General features: G+C 61.3%; 13 protein-coding genes and 1 tRNA gene. 8 read left to right on the forward strand and 6 right to left on the reverse strand.

Features of this window, described 5'->3' with window-relative positions; translation table 11 throughout:
• Window positions 1-27: 27 nt before the first annotated feature.
• Window positions 28-714 carry an HAD family hydrolase gene (locus ASD44_RS01380; RefSeq protein ID WP_056107782.1) on the reverse strand — a complete coding sequence of 229 codons (687 nt, stop codon included), beginning with the start codon at window positions 712-714 and terminating at the stop codon, window positions 28-30.
• Window positions 715-879: 165 nt separating this feature from the next.
• On the opposite strand from ASD44_RS01380, the gene ASD44_RS01385 reads away from it, so the two are divergent.
• Window positions 880-2013, forward strand: a complete 1134-nt coding sequence (locus ASD44_RS01385; protein WP_056107785.1) for a site-specific DNA-methyltransferase — start codon at window positions 880-882, stop codon at window positions 2011-2013.
• A gap of 89 nt (window positions 2014-2102) precedes the next feature.
• On the opposite strand, the gene ASD44_RS01390 is transcribed toward ASD44_RS01385, so the two are convergent.
• Both ASD44_RS01390 and mutY read right to left on the reverse strand, forming a co-directional pair.
• Window positions 2103-2714, reverse strand: coding sequence for an HAD family phosphatase (locus tag ASD44_RS01390; RefSeq protein WP_056107786.1), 612 nt, complete (start codon window positions 2712-2714; stop codon window positions 2103-2105).
• 9 nt (window positions 2715-2723) lie between these two features.
• Entirely contained in the window at window positions 2724-3833 is a 1110-nt protein-coding gene (mutY, locus tag ASD44_RS01395) for an A/G-specific adenine glycosylase (protein ID WP_056107792.1), read from the reverse strand.
• Between the two features lie 48 nt (window positions 3834-3881).
• Here mutY and ASD44_RS01400 point away from each other — a divergent pair, with 48 nt between their 5' ends.
• The 4 genes from ASD44_RS01400 (at window position 3882) to ASD44_RS01415 (ending at window position 9778) form a co-directional block, all read left to right on the forward strand.
• A complete protein-coding gene (locus ASD44_RS01400; RefSeq protein ID WP_056107795.1) occupies window positions 3882-4379 on the forward strand; it encodes a DUF721 domain-containing protein in 498 nt (165 codons plus the stop codon).
• Window positions 4380-4510: 131 nt separating this feature from the next.
• Complete coding sequence (locus ASD44_RS01405) at window positions 4511-5260, forward strand: DsbA family protein (protein WP_056107798.1); 750 nt, start codon at window positions 4511-4513, stop codon at window positions 5258-5260.
• Between the two features lie 51 nt (window positions 5261-5311).
• On the forward strand, window positions 5312-8770 hold the full coding sequence (gene smc / locus ASD44_RS01410; protein ID WP_056107803.1) for a chromosome segregation protein SMC: 3459 nt from the start codon (window positions 5312-5314) through the stop codon (window positions 8768-8770).
• A gap of 27 nt (window positions 8771-8797) precedes the next feature.
• Entirely contained in the window at window positions 8798-9778 is a 981-nt protein-coding gene (locus ASD44_RS01415) for an NAD-dependent epimerase/dehydratase family protein (protein ID WP_056107805.1), read from the forward strand.
• 1 nt (window position 9779) lies between these two features.
• Here ASD44_RS01415 and ASD44_RS18275 read toward each other — a convergent pair whose 3' ends face one another.
• Together ASD44_RS18275 and ASD44_RS01425 are read right to left on the reverse strand one after the other, a co-directional pair.
• A complete protein-coding gene (locus tag ASD44_RS18275; RefSeq protein WP_156459735.1) occupies window positions 9780-10637 on the reverse strand; it encodes a hypothetical protein in 858 nt (285 codons plus the stop codon).
• 123 nt (window positions 10638-10760) lie between these two features.
• Window positions 10761-10835: transfer RNA gene (locus ASD44_RS01425), tRNA-Gln, on the reverse strand.
• Window positions 10836-11074: 239 nt separating this feature from the next.
• Between ASD44_RS01425 and ASD44_RS01430 the strand changes: the two genes are divergently transcribed.
• Window positions 11075-12193: a DegT/DnrJ/EryC1/StrS family aminotransferase gene (locus ASD44_RS01430; RefSeq protein WP_056107811.1), complete on the forward strand. Its 1119-nt coding sequence runs from the start codon at window positions 11075-11077 to the stop codon at window positions 12191-12193.
• 26 nt (window positions 12194-12219) lie between these two features.
• Here the strand turns inward: ASD44_RS01430 and ASD44_RS01435 are convergent, their stop codons facing one another.
• A complete protein-coding gene (locus tag ASD44_RS01435) occupies window positions 12220-13110 on the reverse strand; it encodes a hypothetical protein (protein ID WP_056107814.1) in 891 nt (296 codons plus the stop codon).
• A gap of 59 nt (window positions 13111-13169) precedes the next feature.
• On the opposite strand from ASD44_RS01435, the gene ASD44_RS01440 reads away from it, so the two are divergent.
• Window positions 13170-14588, forward strand: a complete 1419-nt coding sequence (locus tag ASD44_RS01440; RefSeq protein ID WP_156460919.1) for an O-antigen ligase family protein — start codon at window positions 13170-13172, stop codon at window positions 14586-14588.
• A 110-nt stretch (window positions 14589-14698) separates the two neighbouring features.
• Window positions 14699-16732: a hypothetical protein gene (locus ASD44_RS01445; protein ID WP_156459736.1), complete on the forward strand. Its 2034-nt coding sequence runs from the start codon at window positions 14699-14701 to the stop codon at window positions 16730-16732.
• Window positions 16733-16795: the final 63 nt, after the last annotated feature.

The following is a 16795-nucleotide window of genomic DNA, read 5'->3' on the forward strand; positions in this document are numbered from 1 at the left end:
GCGGCGGCCGCCGCCTCTTCACCATCCTCAGGCGTCGGACCAAGCGGAGAGCGCGTCCAGCACGCTTTTCAAATCCGCCCAGCGGCGAATGACGGTTTCGGCACCGGCTTCGGTCAGCGCATCGGCATGACCGGGATAGCTGTGCGAGGCGCCGGTGAAGCCGATCACCCGCATACCGGCAGACCGTCCGCCGGTGACGCCATGCACCGAATCCTCGATGACGAAGGTGTTCGCGGGGTTCGCGCCCAGTGTATCGGCGGCGTGCAGGAAAACGTCGGGCGCCGGCTTCGTCTTGCCCGTGGGTGTCTCCAGCGCCGAGAAGATTCGACCGGCAAAGAGCGGCAGGAGCTGGGTCCTCTCCAGCATGAACTCGATGCGCTCGCCGCGGGAATTGGAGCAGATGCAGCGCGGCGCGGTCAACGCGGCTATCGCCTGATGGACGCCCTCGATGGCGCGGACTTCTTTCTTGAGCCGCTTGTCGATCAGGTCCTCGGCGCGGTCGATCATCGAGATCTGGAACGGGATGCGCGCCTTCTCCTCCACCGCGACCATGATGTCCTTGAAGGTGAGGCCGGCATAGGTCTCGGCAATCTCCTCGGCGGAAATCTCGTATCCGGCTTCCGTCAGAAGGTCGGCCTCGACGCGCGCGGCGATGATTTCGGAATCGACGAGCACGCCGTCGCAATCGAAAATGACAAGGTCTGGCTGGGGCATGGCGGTCCGCGTTCGATCTCAAGAGAGGGTAGCCTTCGCAGGCAAGCGGCGGGCATTACACCAACAGGACGCGCCGGGCAAATTCCGTCGGTCGCTTCATTAAATATTTACGCAGAACGGTAACCATAACGGGCAGTAAACAGTAACGCGTTCCCGGGTATCCCAATGTCAGCCGCACGCCTCCTCGACGAGCTTTCCCACGCCCCCGGCCAGGCCGAGTGGCTGGATACGATCCTCAAGGGCGACTGCGTCGCGGCGCTGGAAAGGCTGCCGGCAAATTCGGTCGATGTGATCTTCGCCGATCCGCCCTACAACCTTCAGCTTGCCGGCGACCTGCACCGGCCCGATCAATCAAGGGTCGACGCCGTCGATGACGACTGGGACCAGTTCGAAAGCTTCGAGGCCTACGACGCCTTCACCCGCGCCTGGCTGCTGGCGGCGCGCCGGGTGCTGAAGCCGAACGGCACCATCTGGGTCATCGGCTCCTACCACAACATCTTCCGCGTCGGTTCGAAGCTGCAGGACCTGGGCTTCTGGATCCTCAACGACATCGTCTGGCGCAAGACCAACCCGATGCCGAACTTCCGTGGCCGCCGCTTCCAGAACGCGCATGAGACGATGATCTGGGCGTCGCGCGACCAGAAGGGCAAGGGCTACACGTTCAACTACGATGCCCTGAAGGCATCGAACGACGATGTGCAGATGCGCTCGGACTGGCTGTTTCCGATCTGCACCGGCGGCGAACGGCTCAAGAACGACAATGGCGACAAGCTGCATCCGACGCAGAAGCCGGAAGCGCTGCTCGCCCGCATCATGATGGCGTCGACCAAGCCGGGCGACGTCGTGCTCGACCCGTTCTTCGGCTCCGGCACCACGGGCGCGGTGGCCAAGCGTCTCGGCCGCCATTTCGTCGGCATCGAGCGTGAGCAGGAGTATATCGACGCTGCCTATGAGCGCATCGCCGCGATCAAGCCGCTCAATGCTTCCGACCTGACCGTGATGTCCGGCAAGCGCGCCGAGCCGCGCGTCGCTTTCGTCAGCCTGCTCGACACCGGTCTGATCACCCCCGGCGCAACGCTCTACGACACACGCAAGCGCTGGGCTGCCAAAGTTCGTGCCGACGGCACGCTCGCTGTCGGCGACAACGCCGGCTCGATCCACAGGATGGGCGCCGAGGTGCAGGGCCTCGACGCCTGCAACGGCTGGACCTTCTGGCACTATGAACGCGCCGGCGGGCTGACGCCGATCGACGAACTGCGCCGCATCGCGCGGCTGGGGATGGAGCGGGCAGGGGCCTAACAGCGCCTGTCCGGACCGGTTGCAATCGCGCCGTGAGCCGCGCGGTCGCTTGAATCACCTTGTCAGCGGCCAAGCCGAAGCGATTCAAATCAAACCGCGATTCCAAGCTGGTTCAGGTCCTGCGCGAGCCGCTCCGGGTCGGTGAACAGCACCGCCTGCCAGCCCGCCGCCTTGGCGCCGTCGACATTCTTCTGGCTGTCGTCGATGAACAGGGTCGCGGCCGGCTCGAGCCCGAAGGCGCGGACATGACGGTCGTAGATTTCGCGATCCGGTTTGATCGCCCTGACCTCGCCTGAGACCGTCACGCCGCGCGGCCGTTTCAGGAACGGGAACCGCTCCTGCGCCTCCCGGAACGTGTCGGCGGCGAAATTGGTCAGCATGGTCACGTCGCGCCCGGCGTCTATCAACCCTTCCATGATCGCGACGCTGCCGTCATAGGCGTGCGGCACCATCTCGTGCCAATGGCGGCGGAAGGCGCGGATATTGTCCGCGTGCGCCGGATGCTCGGCGATCAGCAGCGCCTCGGCGTCTTCCCATGTACGGCCGCGATCCTGCTCGATGTTCCAGTCATGCGTGCAGACGGTGTCGAAGAACCACTTTCGCTCTTCCGCATCGGGGATCAGCCGGCTGTAGGGAATATCCGGATCGTAGTGGATCAGCACCTTGCCGATGTCGAAGACGATGTGGCGGATTTCGGTCATGCTTCCTCGTTACTGGCTTCGTTTCGTCGCGCCGGGGATCGCGGCTTCGATGGCTTTTTTCATGACGGTGGGCAAGGCTTCGTCATTGAGCCAGCCTGGCCGCGACCAGAAATGGCCGGCGGGAGCAGGCATCTCGCCGACATCCGCCGCATAGACTGTGAGATCGAGCGAAAAATGCGTGAACACATGCGAGATGCTGCCCCGGTGCCGCCAGTCCGCCGGGAAGGGTGCAGCCTCTACGCCAGTCTCGCCGTCGAGGCGAGCGGTCCAGGCCGTGCCTGGCACCTCGGTCATGCCGCCGAGCAGGCCCTTGTCGGGACGCTTGCGCAACAGGATCGCGCCGTCGCCGCGCACCGCGACGAAAGCCGCGCCGCGCCGCAGGGGCTTTTCGGATTTCGCAGGCCGCACCGGGTAAAACTCCGGGTCGCCGCTTGCGAGCGCGCTGCAATCCTCGCGCACCGGGCAAAACATGCATTTCGGCCGCTTCGGCGTACAGATCGTCGCGCCGAGGTCCATCATGGCCTGGGCGAAATCGCCCGGGCGAACCCGTGGCGCCATCTCTTCGACATGCAGCCGGATTTCGCGCTTGGCCTCCGGCAGCGGCGTCGCAATGGAACGCAGCCGCGCCACCACCCGCTCGACATTTCCATCGACCACCGCCGCCGGACGGCCGAAGGCGATCGCCGCGATCGCCGCCGCCGTATAGGCGCCAATGCCGGGCAGGGCGCGCAAGCCATCCTCGGTGTCCGGGAATGTCCCGCCTTGCGCGGCGACCAGATCGGCGCAGGCCTTCAGGTTGCGGGCGCGCGAATAATAGCCGAGCCCGGCCCAGGCCTTCATCACGTCGTCATTGCTTGCCGCCGCGAGCGCCGAAACGGTCGGCCATCTGGCGGTAAAGGCGGTGAAATAAGCCTTCACCGCCTCGACCGTCGTTTGTTGCAGCATGACCTCGGAAAGCCAGACGCGGTATGGGTCCGGCAGCACGCCGGCGGCGAGATCGCGCGGCGGAATACGCCACGGCAGTTCGCGGTGATGCGCGTCGTACCAGTCGAGCAGCCGGCCGGCGAGATCGTCGTCCCGGGCCTTTGCGGGCTTGCGGATGGGGCGTTGCGGTGTCATTGATCGAGGCAACCGGCCTTCGCCGTTTGACCGGCATCAGGAGAACGCATGGCAGGGAAAAGGCCTTTCGGCAACCCCGTTCCCGTCAGCGATCTGGCGACTGAAATCCTCGACCCGATGTTGCGCAAGCGCGCCGGAATCTCGGTGGCGCTGGTGCAATCGTGGGAGGAAATCGTCGGCCCGAAGCTGGCGACCAGTTCGCGCCCGGAAAAGATCAACTGGCCCCGCCGCCTGCATGATGACGATCCGTTCGAGCCGGCGACGCTGGTCGTCGCCAGCGAGGGCATGGCGGCGCTGCATCTGCAGCACCAGACCGGTGAGGTCATCGGGCGCGTCAATTCCTTTCTCGGCTTCAACGCCGTCGGCCGTCTGAAGATCGTGCAGAAACCGTTGAGTGGGCCGGTAGCAAAGCCGAGACCGCGCCCGAGGCCGCTTTCAGATGGCGAAAAGTCGAAATTGTCCCGCACAGTTGGCAAGATCGAGGATGACGATCTGCGCGCCTCGCTGGAGCGGCTTGGGGCCTCCATTCTCGGCGAGAAGAAGTAATTCTCGCATATTCGTGATCGCGGTAAGAAAAATTGCCGATTGGATTGGGGACGGCAATGCCTTAATTCCCGCCAACTCTCGCCTTTTCGTGCTTCAGCATTGCAAAATCAATTTCCTGTCAGGTGATTCGCATGATCCGACCCTTGTCCCGCAGAACCGTCCTGTCCACGCTGGCCGCCGTGCCTGCGGCGCTTGCGCTTGCAGCCTGCAGCGATTCCGGCGAGGAGGCGAATGCCGCGGATGCCAAGCCGGCAGCGCCGGCGCAGCCTGCTGCGTCCACAGCAACGGATACGGCAGCGCCCGCGACGCCTGCGGCCGCCGCGCCGGAATCGGCCGGCAATGTCGACATGGCGCAACTGCTGAAGCCTGGCGCGCTGCCGGAGAAGTCGCTCGGCAAGGACGACGCCAAGGTCACCATCGTCGAATACGCCTCGATGACCTGCCCGCACTGCGCGCACTTCGCCGAGACGACCTATCCCGAGCTCAAGACGAAATATATCGACACCGGCAAGGTCCGCTACATCCTGCGCGAATTCCCGTTCGATCCGCGCGCCGAGGCAGGCTTCATGCTGGCGCGCTGCTCGGGCGACAATTATTTCGCCATGGTCGACGTGCTGTTCAAGCAGCAGGACAGTTGGGTCGCGGTGGAAAACGTCAAGGACTCGCTGTTGCAGATTTCCAAGCTGGCCGGTTTTACACAGGAGACCTTCAACGCCTGCTTGACGGACCAAAAGCTTCTGGACGATGTCAGGGCGGTGCAAAAGCGCGGCGCGGACGAATTCAAGGTGGATTCCACGCCCACCTTCTTCATCAACGGGAAAACCTACAAGGGTGCGTTGTCGATTGCGGAAATGTCGGCCATCATCGACCCGATGCTTTGACGCCTCGCAGGCGGCTGAGCCGGCGCGCCGCAGGCGCGCGGAGCCGCGTGCATGAAATTTTCCCGCCTTCGCCTCCTCGGCTTCAAGTCGTTCGTCGAGCCCGGTGAATTCGTCATCGAGCGCGGCCTGACGGGCATCGTCGGGCCGAACGGTTGCGGCAAGTCGAACCTGGTTGAGGCGCTGCGCTGGGTGATGGGCGAAAGCTCCTACAAGAACATGCGTGCGTCCGGCATGGATGACGTCATCTTCTCCGGTTCGGGCACGCGGCCCGCCCGCAACACCGCCGAAGTCACGCTCTTCCTCGACAACATCGACCGCACCGCGCCGTCCGCCTTCAACGATGCCGACGAGTTGCAGGTGTCGCGCCGCATCGAGCGCGAGGCCGGTTCCGTCTACCGCATCAACGGCAAGGAGGCGCGCGCCAAGGACGTGCAGCTTCTGTTCGCCGACCAGTCGACCGGCGCACGGTCTCCGTCCATGGTGGGGCAGGGCCGTATCGGCGAATTGATCCAGGCAAAGCCGCAGGCGCGCCGCGCGCTGCTGGAAGAAGCCGCCGGCATTTCCGGCCTGCATACCCGCCGCCACGAGGCCGAGCTGCGGCTCAAGGGCGCCGAGCAGAACCTCGAGCGGCTGGACGATGTCGTCGGCGAACTGGAAAGCCAGATCGAGAGCCTGAAGCGTCAGGCCCGACAGGCCTCGCGGTTCAAGAACCTTTCCGCGGATATCCGCAAGGCCGAGGCCATCCTGCTGCATCTGCGATGGACTGCCGCCAAGCTGCAGGAAGGCGAGGCGCGTTCGGCGCTCGCCGTGGCGACCTCGCTGGTTGGCGAACGTGCCGCCTCGCAGATGAACGCGGCGAAGGAACAGGCCGTCGGTGCGCATCGGCTGCCGGAATTGCGCGATGCTTCGGCGGCGGCTGGCGCGGCTTTCCAGCGCCTGTCGATCGCGAAATCCCAGATCGAGGAGGAGGCCGAGCGCATCCGCGCCCGCCAGGGTGAGCTCGGTCGCCGGCTTCAACAGCTCGACGCCGACATCGCCCGCGAGGAGCGCATGGTGCGCGACAATGCCGAGGTGCTGGAACGGTTGACCGCCGAGGAGGCGGCGCTCAACGCCGACAATGCCGGCTCAGCCGAACGCGAGGCCAACACGCGCTCGGCTTTCGAACAGGCGACAGCGGCGCTGGCGGCCAGCGAAGACGTTCTGGCCCAGCTGACGGCGGAGCGGGCGGAAGCCGCCGCCGGGCGCAACCAGGTCGAACGGACGCTGCGCGAAACCGCCGAGCGACGCGACCGTTTTGCCCGGCAGCTGGCCGATGTGGACCGGGAGATCGCTGAACTCGCCGCGCGCATCGGCGGCCTGCCGGATCCTGCGGAGAAAAGGGTTCTGGTCGATCAGGCCGCCGCCGTGCTGGAGAAGGCCGAAGCCGACGCCATCCGCGCCGAGCAGACCGTATTCGAGGCGCGCGCCGCCGAAACGGGAGCGCGCTCGCCGCTTCAGGAAGCCAAGGCCGAGCTTGCACGCATCGAAACAGAGGCGCGCACGTTGGCGAAAATGCTGAATGCCGCCAGCGGCGACCTCTTCCCGGCGGTGCTGGAAAAGATCGGCGTCGACCGTGGCTTCGAAACCGCGCTGGGTGCGGCGCTTGGCGAAGACCTCGACGTGCCGCTCGATCCGGCCGCGCCGGCGCATTGGGGCGATATGGATGTCCAGTCCGGCGATCCGGCGCTGCCGGAGGGTGTCAGGACGCTGGCCAGCGTGGTTCGGGCGCCGCGCCAGCTGGCACGTCGCCTAGCGCAGATCGGTATCGTCGATGCTGCCGAGGGGCGTCGTTTGCAATCGCTTCTGGCTCCCGGCCAGCGGCTGGTCAGCCGCGAGGGCGCGCTGTGGCGTTGGGACGGCTTCACCGCCAGCGCCGATGCGCCGACGCCGGCCGCCATGCGTCTCGCCCAGAAGAACCGGTTGGCCGAACTGGACGCCGAGGCCGTTGCTGCGACCTTGGCCGTCCGGGGGGCGGAGGAAAAACTGACCCAGGCTGAGGTCGCGCTGAAGCTCAAGGTCGAGGAGGAACGGACAGCCCGCCAGGCCGGCCGCGACGCCCAGCACGCGCTGGATGCGGCCCGCAATGCGCTTCTCCAGGCGGAGAAGGCGTCGGGCGAACTGTCCAGCCGCCGCGCCGCCTCAGACGAGGCCCGCAAGCGGGTGGCGGAAGGGTTGGAAGAAGCCGCCGCCGCGTTTGCGCAGGCCGAAGCATTGCTGGCCAAGGCGCCGGATCTCGCCGACCTGCAGATGCGTTTGGATCAGGCCGCAGGCCATGTTTCGCGCGACCGGGCGGCCTTGGCCGATGCGCGTGCCGTCTATGAAGGGCTGAAGCGCGAAGCCGAGGCGCGGGCGCGCCGCTTGCAGGCTATCGGCGGGGAACGCGGCAACTGGCTGTCCCGCGCCGAGAATGCATCGGCGCAGATCGCAGCCCTCAATGAGCGCAAGACCGAAGCCGCCGCCGAACGTGCGACGCTGGAGGACGCGCCGGACGAACTGGATGCGCGGCGGCGTGCGCTGCTGTCGCAGCTTTCGGAAGCCGAAACGCTGCGCCAGGCCGCCAGCGACCGTCTGCAGGAGGCCGAAAACCGCCAGTCCGCATTGGACAAGGCGGCCACGGCAGCCATCCAGTCCCTGTCGGAGGCGCGGGAAAGCCGCGTTCGCGCCGAGGAGCGGCTGACAGCCGCCGACGAGCGTCGGCAGGAGGTCGAGGCGCGCATCCAGGAGGCGCTCAACACGCCGCCGCACCTGGTCATCCGCCACACTGGGCTCGAGGCGGACAGCCCGATGCCGGACGTTGGCGAAATCGAGCGTCAGCTCGACCGGCTCAAGATCGAACGCGAGCGGCTGGGCGCCGTCAATCTGCGCGCTGAGGAAGAGCAGAAGGAATTGTCGGAGCGGCTGGAAACCATCGTTTCCGAGCGCGAGGACATCGTTGAAGCCATCCGCAAGCTGCGTCAGGCGATCCAGAGCCTCAACCGCGAAGGCCGCGAGCGGTTGCTGGCCGCGTTCGAAGTGGTGAACGGCCATTTCCAGCGGCTGTTCTCGCATCTGTTCGGCGGCGGCACGGCGGAATTACAACTGATCGAATCAGACGACCCGCTGGAGGCCGGGTTGGAAATTCTGGCGCGGCCGCCCGGCAAGAAGCCGCAGACGATGACGCTGCTGTCCGGCGGCGAGCAGGCGCTGACGGCAATGTCGCTGATCTTCGCCGTGTTCCTGACCAACCCCGCGCCGATCTGCGTGCTCGACGAGGTCGATGCGCCGCTGGATGACCATAATGTCGAGCGCTTCTGCAATCTGATGGACGAGATGTCCGCCTCGACAGAGACACGCTTCGTCGTCATCACCCACAATCCCATCACCATGGCGCGCATGGACCGGCTGTTCGGCGTGACGATGGCGGAGCAGGGCGTCAGCCAGCTCGTGTCGGTCGATTTGCAGGCCGCCGAATCCATGCGCGAAGCAAGCTGACACGCTGTAGCTTAGAGAGGTTTCCCCTTGCCTATTCTGGTCACCGGAGCCGCCGGCTTCATTGGCAGCCATGTCTGCAAGGCCCTGCTGGACAGGGGCGACGAGGTCGTCGGCATAGACAATCTGAATGATTACTACGATCCGGCGCTGAAGGATGCGCGCCTCGCGCGGCTGACCGGCACGCCGGGATTCACCTTCCGCAAGATCGATATCGCCGACGAGCAGGCCATGGACGGCCTGCGTGGCGAGGGGATCGTCAAGGTCGTGCATCTGGCCGCGCAGGCCGGCGTTCGCTACTCGCTGGAAAATCCGCGCGCCTATGTCCGCTCAAATCTGATGGGCCACATCGAGATCCTGGAGCTGTGCCGAAACCTTCCGAATTTCGAGCATCTGGTCTACGCATCTTCAAGCTCGGTCTATGGCGGCAACAAGAAGGTGCCGTTCAGCGAGGAAGACCGCGTCGACCACCCGGTATCGCTCTACGCCGCCACCAAGAAGGCGGACGAACTGATGAGCCACACCTATTCCCATCTTTATGGAATTCGGCAGACGGGCCTGCGGTTCTTTACCGTTTATGGGCCGTGGGGCAGGCCGGATATGGCCTACTGGCTCTTCACCGAGGCAATCCTGAAAGGCAAGCCGATCCGCGTCTTCAACCAGGGCGAGATGTGGCGCGATTTCACCTATATCGACGATATCGTCGACGGCATTGTCGCAGCACTCGACAAACCGCCGGCGTCGTCAGTCCTGCATCGCGTCTATAATATCGGCAACAGCCGCCCCGAACATCTCGGACGTTTCATCGACACGCTGGAAAAACTGCTCGGCCTGCCAGCGGAACGTCAGTATGAGGGGATGCAGGCTGGCGACGTCGAAAAGACCTTCGCCGATACGACCGCGATGGAACGGGATTTCGGCTTCAAACCGCGCGTGACCATCGAAGACGGCCTCGCGCGGTTTGTCGACTGGTACCGTTCGGAATGGAAGGGCGGCGCCAACAGCGCTTGAGCTATTTCACTTCCTCGAACCGCAGATAGCTGATCTGCGAAACCGCGCCGGGGCTTTTGTAGTTCAGCAAAGCCATAGGCCTCACCGACTTGGTGCCGGGGCGGAACTGATTGTGGGTTTCATTGCCTTCACCGGTTATCTCGCCCTGCACTTCGACCCATCCGTCGCTGGATTTTATAATCCTGTTGGCGGTTGCCGCGTAACGGTGGGCGCCGGGGGCCGATGTCTGCAACACACCATTGCTGTCATAGGTCGCAAGGCCGACATAAGTGCTCGCGCCTTGCATTGCGGGGTCGTCGCTCAAAACCCTGATCTTTGCGGTCAGACGATAGGTCTTCGCAGGATCGATCGCGACTGCGTTGGCTGCGTAGATCGGGGATGGACCGGTCGCTTCAAGAACGTAGTCCTGACCGTCCTGCTTGCCAACATATTGCGGGTTGCCGGATGCAGCCTTTAAATTTTCCGGATCGATGGCGTATCCGGCAGCACCCCGGTCAAATTCGGGATTCGGCTTTTTCGTTCCCAGATACCACCAGCCGGCGCCTGCCAACACGATGACAGCGAGAGCTATCGCTATCAGGGGAACGGATTTGCTCCTTACGGTGGGTTCGGCAGCTCCCGGTCTCGTTGTCGATGTCTGCGAAGGCTGCTCCGGAGAATGTACCATTTCCACCTGCTCTATTTGAGTAATCGTGCTTTCCAGCGCGCCTATAAGATGGGTGAACTTTGGGTTTCCTGTGACAACGGCGCGAAATTTGTCATAAATCGCTTCCCGGGCCGCGCTCGTATTCTGCGGGAGCCTTGCGATTTCCGCCTCGATCCGTTGCCGAAGTTTCTCAACCGGCGACTTGTCATCCATCTGGACCTCCTGCACTGGGCGGGTCGTAACCGAAGAACCCTGAAAGCTCAATATTTTCCATCAAGCCTGAGCAGGTAGGCTTGGGCCAGGTGACGTCTGTCTACACTGCACGCCTGAATTGCTTGGCTGGGGCGCCAGGATTCGAACCTGGGAATGTCGGTACCAAAAACCGATGCCTTACCACTTGGCGACGCCCCATTGTCCGAGCCGCGTCTTCGACACGGTTGGGCTTATAGGCACGGCGAAGTCAAAAAACAATCGTCTGATTCGCCTATCTCCCAAACGCCTGAGCGGTGGTCGAAATACCCGCCAACATGCCTCCTCGACCGTATCGGGTTGGACCAAGGCTGGAAGAGTTGCCTGTGAATCCGGTTTTGTATAGACAGCGGCAAACTCATCCAGTCCCCCCCAAGGATCGTTTCAAGAGAGGATCGCAGATGAATATCCAGTTCATCGATCTCGCAGCCCAGCAGTCGCGCCTTCGCCCCGAGCTTGACCGCGCGATCGCGCGGGTCCTGTCGGAAGGCCAGTACATTATGGGGCCGGACGTGGCCCGGCTGGAAAAGCAACTCGCCGAATTCTGCGGCGCCAGGCACTGCCTGACCTGTGCCAATGGTACCGATGCGCTGCAATTGGCATTGATGGCTCTGGGAATCAAACATGGCGACGCGGTCTTTGTGCCTTCATTCACTTTCGCCGCCACGGCCGAGGTTGTGCCTTTCCTGAATGCGACCCCGGTCTTCGTTGACGTTCTTCCCGATACCTTCAACATCGATCCCGAAAGCCTCAAGCGCGCCATCGAAGAGGCGAAGGCCAAGGGCTTGCGGCCGGCCTGCGTGATTCCGGTCGATTTGTTCGGGCTGCCCGCCGACTACGATGCGATCGCGGCGATAGCACGGGAAAACGGTTTGAAGATCATCGGCGACAGCGCGCAAGGGTTCGGCGGTCATTATAAGGGCAAGGTCACCGGTTCGCTGGCCGATATCACCACGACCTCGTTCTTCCCGGCCAAGCCGCTTGGCTGCTATGGCGACGGCGGCGCCCTGTTTACCGACAATGACGAACTGGCGGCGCTGATCGATTCCTACCGGGTTCATGGCAAGGGCTCGCACAAGTACTTCAACGAGCGGATCGGCATGAACAGTCGGCTGGATACGCTGCAGGCGGCTATCCTGATCGAGAAGCTCGCCGTTTATGCCGAAGAGATCGAGGCTCGCCAGCTTGTCGCGGATCGCTACAAGCGAGGGCTTTCCAACCGGTTCGAAGCGCCTTACGTGCCGGACGGGCTGAAGAGCGTCTGGGCGCAGTACACGCTGAAGCTGGCTTCGACAGAAGAGCGCGATGCGCTGCAGGCGAAGGCGAAAGCTGCCGGTGTGCCGACCGTGGTTTATTACCCCGTGCCGCTCCACAAGCAGAACGCCTATAAGGATTATCCCCGCGACCCGGCAGGATTGAAGGTGAGCGAAGATCTGTCTTCGCGGGTCATAAGCCTGCCGATGCACCCTTATCTGGAGCCGAAGGTGCAGGACGAGATCATCGCTGCCTTGCGGGATTGAAGTCGGATGACAGCTCCCTTCTGATATTACAAGCGCCGCCCTGCTTCGTTCCACCGTCCAAGATACCGGCAGAAGATGCTGTGATCATTGCGGACTGGATCGACTAAGTCCGGGTAGCGTAAGGCAACCGCTCCGCAAACTTCGGACTGCAGTAATATTTTGTAAGCGCCGCCATCAGGAGAAAGGCGCAGCATCAGGTTTCCGGTTCGGGGAACAAGTGGTTTGATTTCGGCAAAAAAATCCGGAAATAAATTCTGGACGAGCAAGTACTTTGTTTTCACATCTTGATTCTTCTCGATCTCTCCCGACGAGATCGCCTGATAGAGTTTGGTCTCGGTTCGGGTCAGGACCTCTAAAGCATTTTCAATATTGGGTTCAGCCGACGACATGCTCTCGTTCAGCGCCTTGAGCTGCTCAAAACCTTCCGCCTGTCGATGCACATAGATCACGCCGGTTTCCTGAAGAAGGATACCGCACAGAAAAAGCAGCGAACCGCCCATGAAGAAGCCCGTGAGCGCGGGTTGCCAGATCCTGGGTTTCGTATTCGAAGGAGGCGGAGAGATATGTTCGGCGCTTCTCGGTGAGGGCAGTTCGCCCATAAGACCGGCTGCGTCTACAGAAAGCGATGTTCGCGCATGGAGGGGAGGCCTTTCAGACTTGTTTTTCCGCTCGGGGAACTCGGCTTCCACAGCTTGCAGGGAGGCAAGGAGGTTCTCCTTCAGGGCGCGAATGTCGGCTGCTTTTAGCGTCCCAACATTGTCGCCTATATAACGGGCCAACAAATCTGCGGCCGCGCCGTAACACAACTGCCGAAATTCGGGATTTTGTGCATCGCCCATTTTCAAGAATCGTTGGATCGTAGCCACCTGGGGCTCACGAATGCTGTTTTCGGCTGCGTCATTTTCGTAGGGGATCATGGCAGATAATTACTCGCAGGGGTGGGATGCCCAACCTGCTTCACAAATGAGCCGTTGTTTTGGCTAAACTCGACAGACGGGAGAATCGAGTAGCAATCTCAAGCAGAGAAAAGTCAACTTTGTCGAATTTTTTTTGGAAGAAGATACATCGGTCCGACGAAAGTGCGTCGTTCCGCTGGTTGCTCTTTATCGCATCAACAGTGGCATTGATGCCCGTCATAGGATCGGTTTCCTGCTTCATCTTTGGAGGTGGAGCTTTGTTGGCGTGGGCCTATCTCGTTTTTGATAAAGAGAAGTCTCTTAGCTGGAGTGCGCAAGATCGCACGATTGCGACGATATTTCTGATGTATATATTAATAAATTTTGCATTCTCTATTGGAAACAAAAATATATTAGAAGGAATGAAGGATTTATTTGACAATCTTGGTTTCTTGCTTGTCTTATCTTTGCTTCCTGTTTTGAGGAATTATAATCGGAGTTATTGGCAAAGGTGGATACTCTATAGTATAGGTAGCGCTGGGCTTATCACCGGTATTGCAGCTGTTGTCGCCGTGATGATAACAAAATCGCCCCGAGTCGAAGTGTTTACAGGCAATGCGTTGGTCTACGCTTATATGGCCGGCGTTTCAGGCTTGATGAACGGTTGGCTGGCGGTGGTTACCCGAGGTCGTCGGCAAGCCCTGTTCACAGCGGCGTTCTTTTCAAGCGCAGTTGCGCTCCTGCTCTCCGGCAGCCGTGCGCCGATAGCGTTCTTCGTTGTGACCGCGGCGGCTGTCGGGCTGTTTTGGCTTTTTGCCTCGGCCCGGCAAAGTTGGTGGCGCGCTGCATTCGTCGCATATGTGTTTCTTTTTGCCTTGACCTGCGCTTACGAGCTTTTTTCGGATACGATTGCTTATAGCGCAATCGCGGCGCGGTTCTCCACCTTGCTGGACACCATTCTGGAGCCGGGGATTGCGGGGGGGGATCCAGCCTTTGTCGAGCGGATCGAAATGTACAAGGCAGGACTCTTGGCCTTTTGGGATCATCCGATACTGGCCTATGGACGGCAGAACGTCATGAGCGTTGCAAGTCAGCAACTCGCCAATGAACAGCCTTTTCCATACACGCATCTGCACAATGCCTATATTACCGAAGCGGTCTCTTCAGGCGTTTTGGGCCTTCTGGCCTTCATCGCCGTACTCTGGACACCTCTGATCGCCGCGCAAAACACGTCTGCTCAATGGCGGGGGATGGCGATTTTGTTGGTCGGATACACGGCAGTCTACAACATGACGAATATCGGCTTCTATCACGACATCAAAGTTTTCTATTATTGTGCGTTCGTCGTGTTGCTTAATAGCATTCCTAAAACACGCCCAGCGGACGTGATCTCCCCCGTAGCGGGAACAGATTATGCCACCTTTTTGACGCGGCAAGCCCTTGCAACTGGAGCCAGCGAAAACGGCAAACCGATTGCAATTCGCAGGTCGCTCATCTAAAGACCAGCGGCTAAATCGTAGCTATCTCCTCTGGCATGCCGAAAAGAACACACGCTCGACGCGTTCTTTTGTGAGCTTTCAGCCGCTATCAGCCGGATTTCGAGGATATCATGCAGCACCCTAAATCTACGTCGTCATCTCATGAATCGGTGGATGAAGAGAACGAGGTCAGCTTGCTTGGTTTACTCCAGGCAATCTGGGGCATCCGCGTATGGATCGTAGGTGGGATCCTGCTGGCGCTGTTGCTGGCTGTGGTGGCGGTTCTCGCATTGCGGGTGGGCGACTATCAGACCAGATCGCAGTATGTGATCCAGTTCCGTTTTGAAGGCCGAGCCGAAAATCGCTATCCGAATGGCGTTCCATTCTCGCTGGGCGACATCGTTGCCCCCGCTGTGCTGACGCAGGTCTTCGAAGGGCAGAAGCTGGCAGAGCAGGGCCTTTCCCTGCGCGACTTCCAGTCGGCCGTCTCTATCTCGCCCTATGTCCCGACCCGAGCCTTCATCATAGCCTCCTACAGCCAGGCGTTGAATGCCCGAGGGGCGACTGTAGCAGAACTGCGGGAAGCCCAGGATGCGCTGACTCGCGATCTCGACATCGCCTCGCAACGCTATGCCGTCATTACCTTCTCGCAGGAAGGATTTGCGCTCCCAGCAGACAAGGTTTCCGCCATTCTGACGGACATAGCCAAGACATGGGAAAGCACCGCGATCGAAACGCGCGGCGTGCTGAAGCAGGACATCCGCACCATCGACCCCAAGATATTCGATCCGGCCAATGTCCAGGGGCTGGAGCGCTTGAGCACGCTCGATTTCGTCAGCAAGAATCTTGTCGCGCTACGCGGCTACCTGAATCAGTTGGCCAGGCTGCCTGGCGGAAATTTGGCCCAGGACAAGACAACGGGACAGAATATCGAATCCCTGGCACGGATGGTCGACCGGTCGGCAACGCAATTGACGCAGCTGCCGGCCGACTGGGCGGATTCGACGTCGGAAGCGAAATCGCAAGCGTTGGGCCTTCCGATCAACCTCTATTCCGAAACGCTTTTCGACCCCAAGCAGGTCGACAATATGGAATATCTGGTGGCGATCGACCTGCTGCGCGATCGGGCAAAGCTCATTCGTGACAATATCCAGCAGATCGTGGCGGCGCCGTCCGGCAATCTCGCAGTAGACCCTGAGACGGGGTTGGCGGCGCGCGATGTCGACCGTCTGTTGTTCGATACCACCGAAGGGGATCTGAAGCAGTTGACCGCGCCGATTCTGTCGCTCGGCATCGCCAAAAACCCCGATTTCGTACGGATTTATTACAATTCGCGCTTGCAGGAACTGCGGCGTTCCAAGGAAACCCTGGAAAACAAGGCGCGAGTGCTCCAGAACGCCGGGCAGAGCTATCAGGGTATGGGCCGCAACGGCCCCCCGTCGGCCCAGGGTGGCGGGGCGGAATTTCCGGGCGGCAATTCGACGGTCATCCCGCAGTTCGGCGATGCCTTCCTCGATCGCATCATTGCGCTTTCTCAGCAGGGCGGCGATGCCAAGTTCCGGCAGGAACTGCTGAAGCAGATGGTGGATCTGCAGCAGGAAAGCGCGGACCTTGATGAGGAGATCGGCAGGATTGTCGAATATATCAACGTCTTTTCAAAATCCGACGCGAGTCCGGCGCCTGAAGAAGCCGGCCAGTACCAGACTTTCGTGAAGAAGATCGACACCGATATTCCCGGAATCATGGCCAAGCTTAAGAACTATGCTGCTGTCACCGAGCGCATTGCTCTCCGACTGCGTCTGGCCCAGGACATCCACAGTGTCGCGGTGGGCGACTTCCCCGGCGGCAGCACGAATGTCGGTGTCGACTTCTATCTTCGCGATGTCGGATCTGCGAATACGGTGACAATGCCCGTCCTGCTCTCGCAATTGAAAAGCTATACGGAATCGGCAAATCGAATCTATGCCGATCTCAGCAGCACGACGCTCGGGACCTATATGAATCTTTTCAGGGCTGCGGCCGAGCCGCAGCAGATCGCCGGAGCCTGGATAACGCGCTTCGAGATTCTGCTTCTCCTGCTGGCTGCGGCGGCCGGAGCGCTTCTGGGTGGTGTGGCCGGCCTTATCCACATGTTCACACGCCGCCACGCCGCCGCTGCTCTATAGTCGTCGGATAGACATATTCGACTTTTAAGCAGACCGCACCTTGTTGATTGAATGCTAACTCTT

Origin of the sequence: Mesorhizobium sp. Root554 (assembly GCF_001427025.1) — a bacterium.
Lineage (GTDB): Bacteria > Pseudomonadota > Alphaproteobacteria > Rhizobiales > Rhizobiaceae > Mesorhizobium.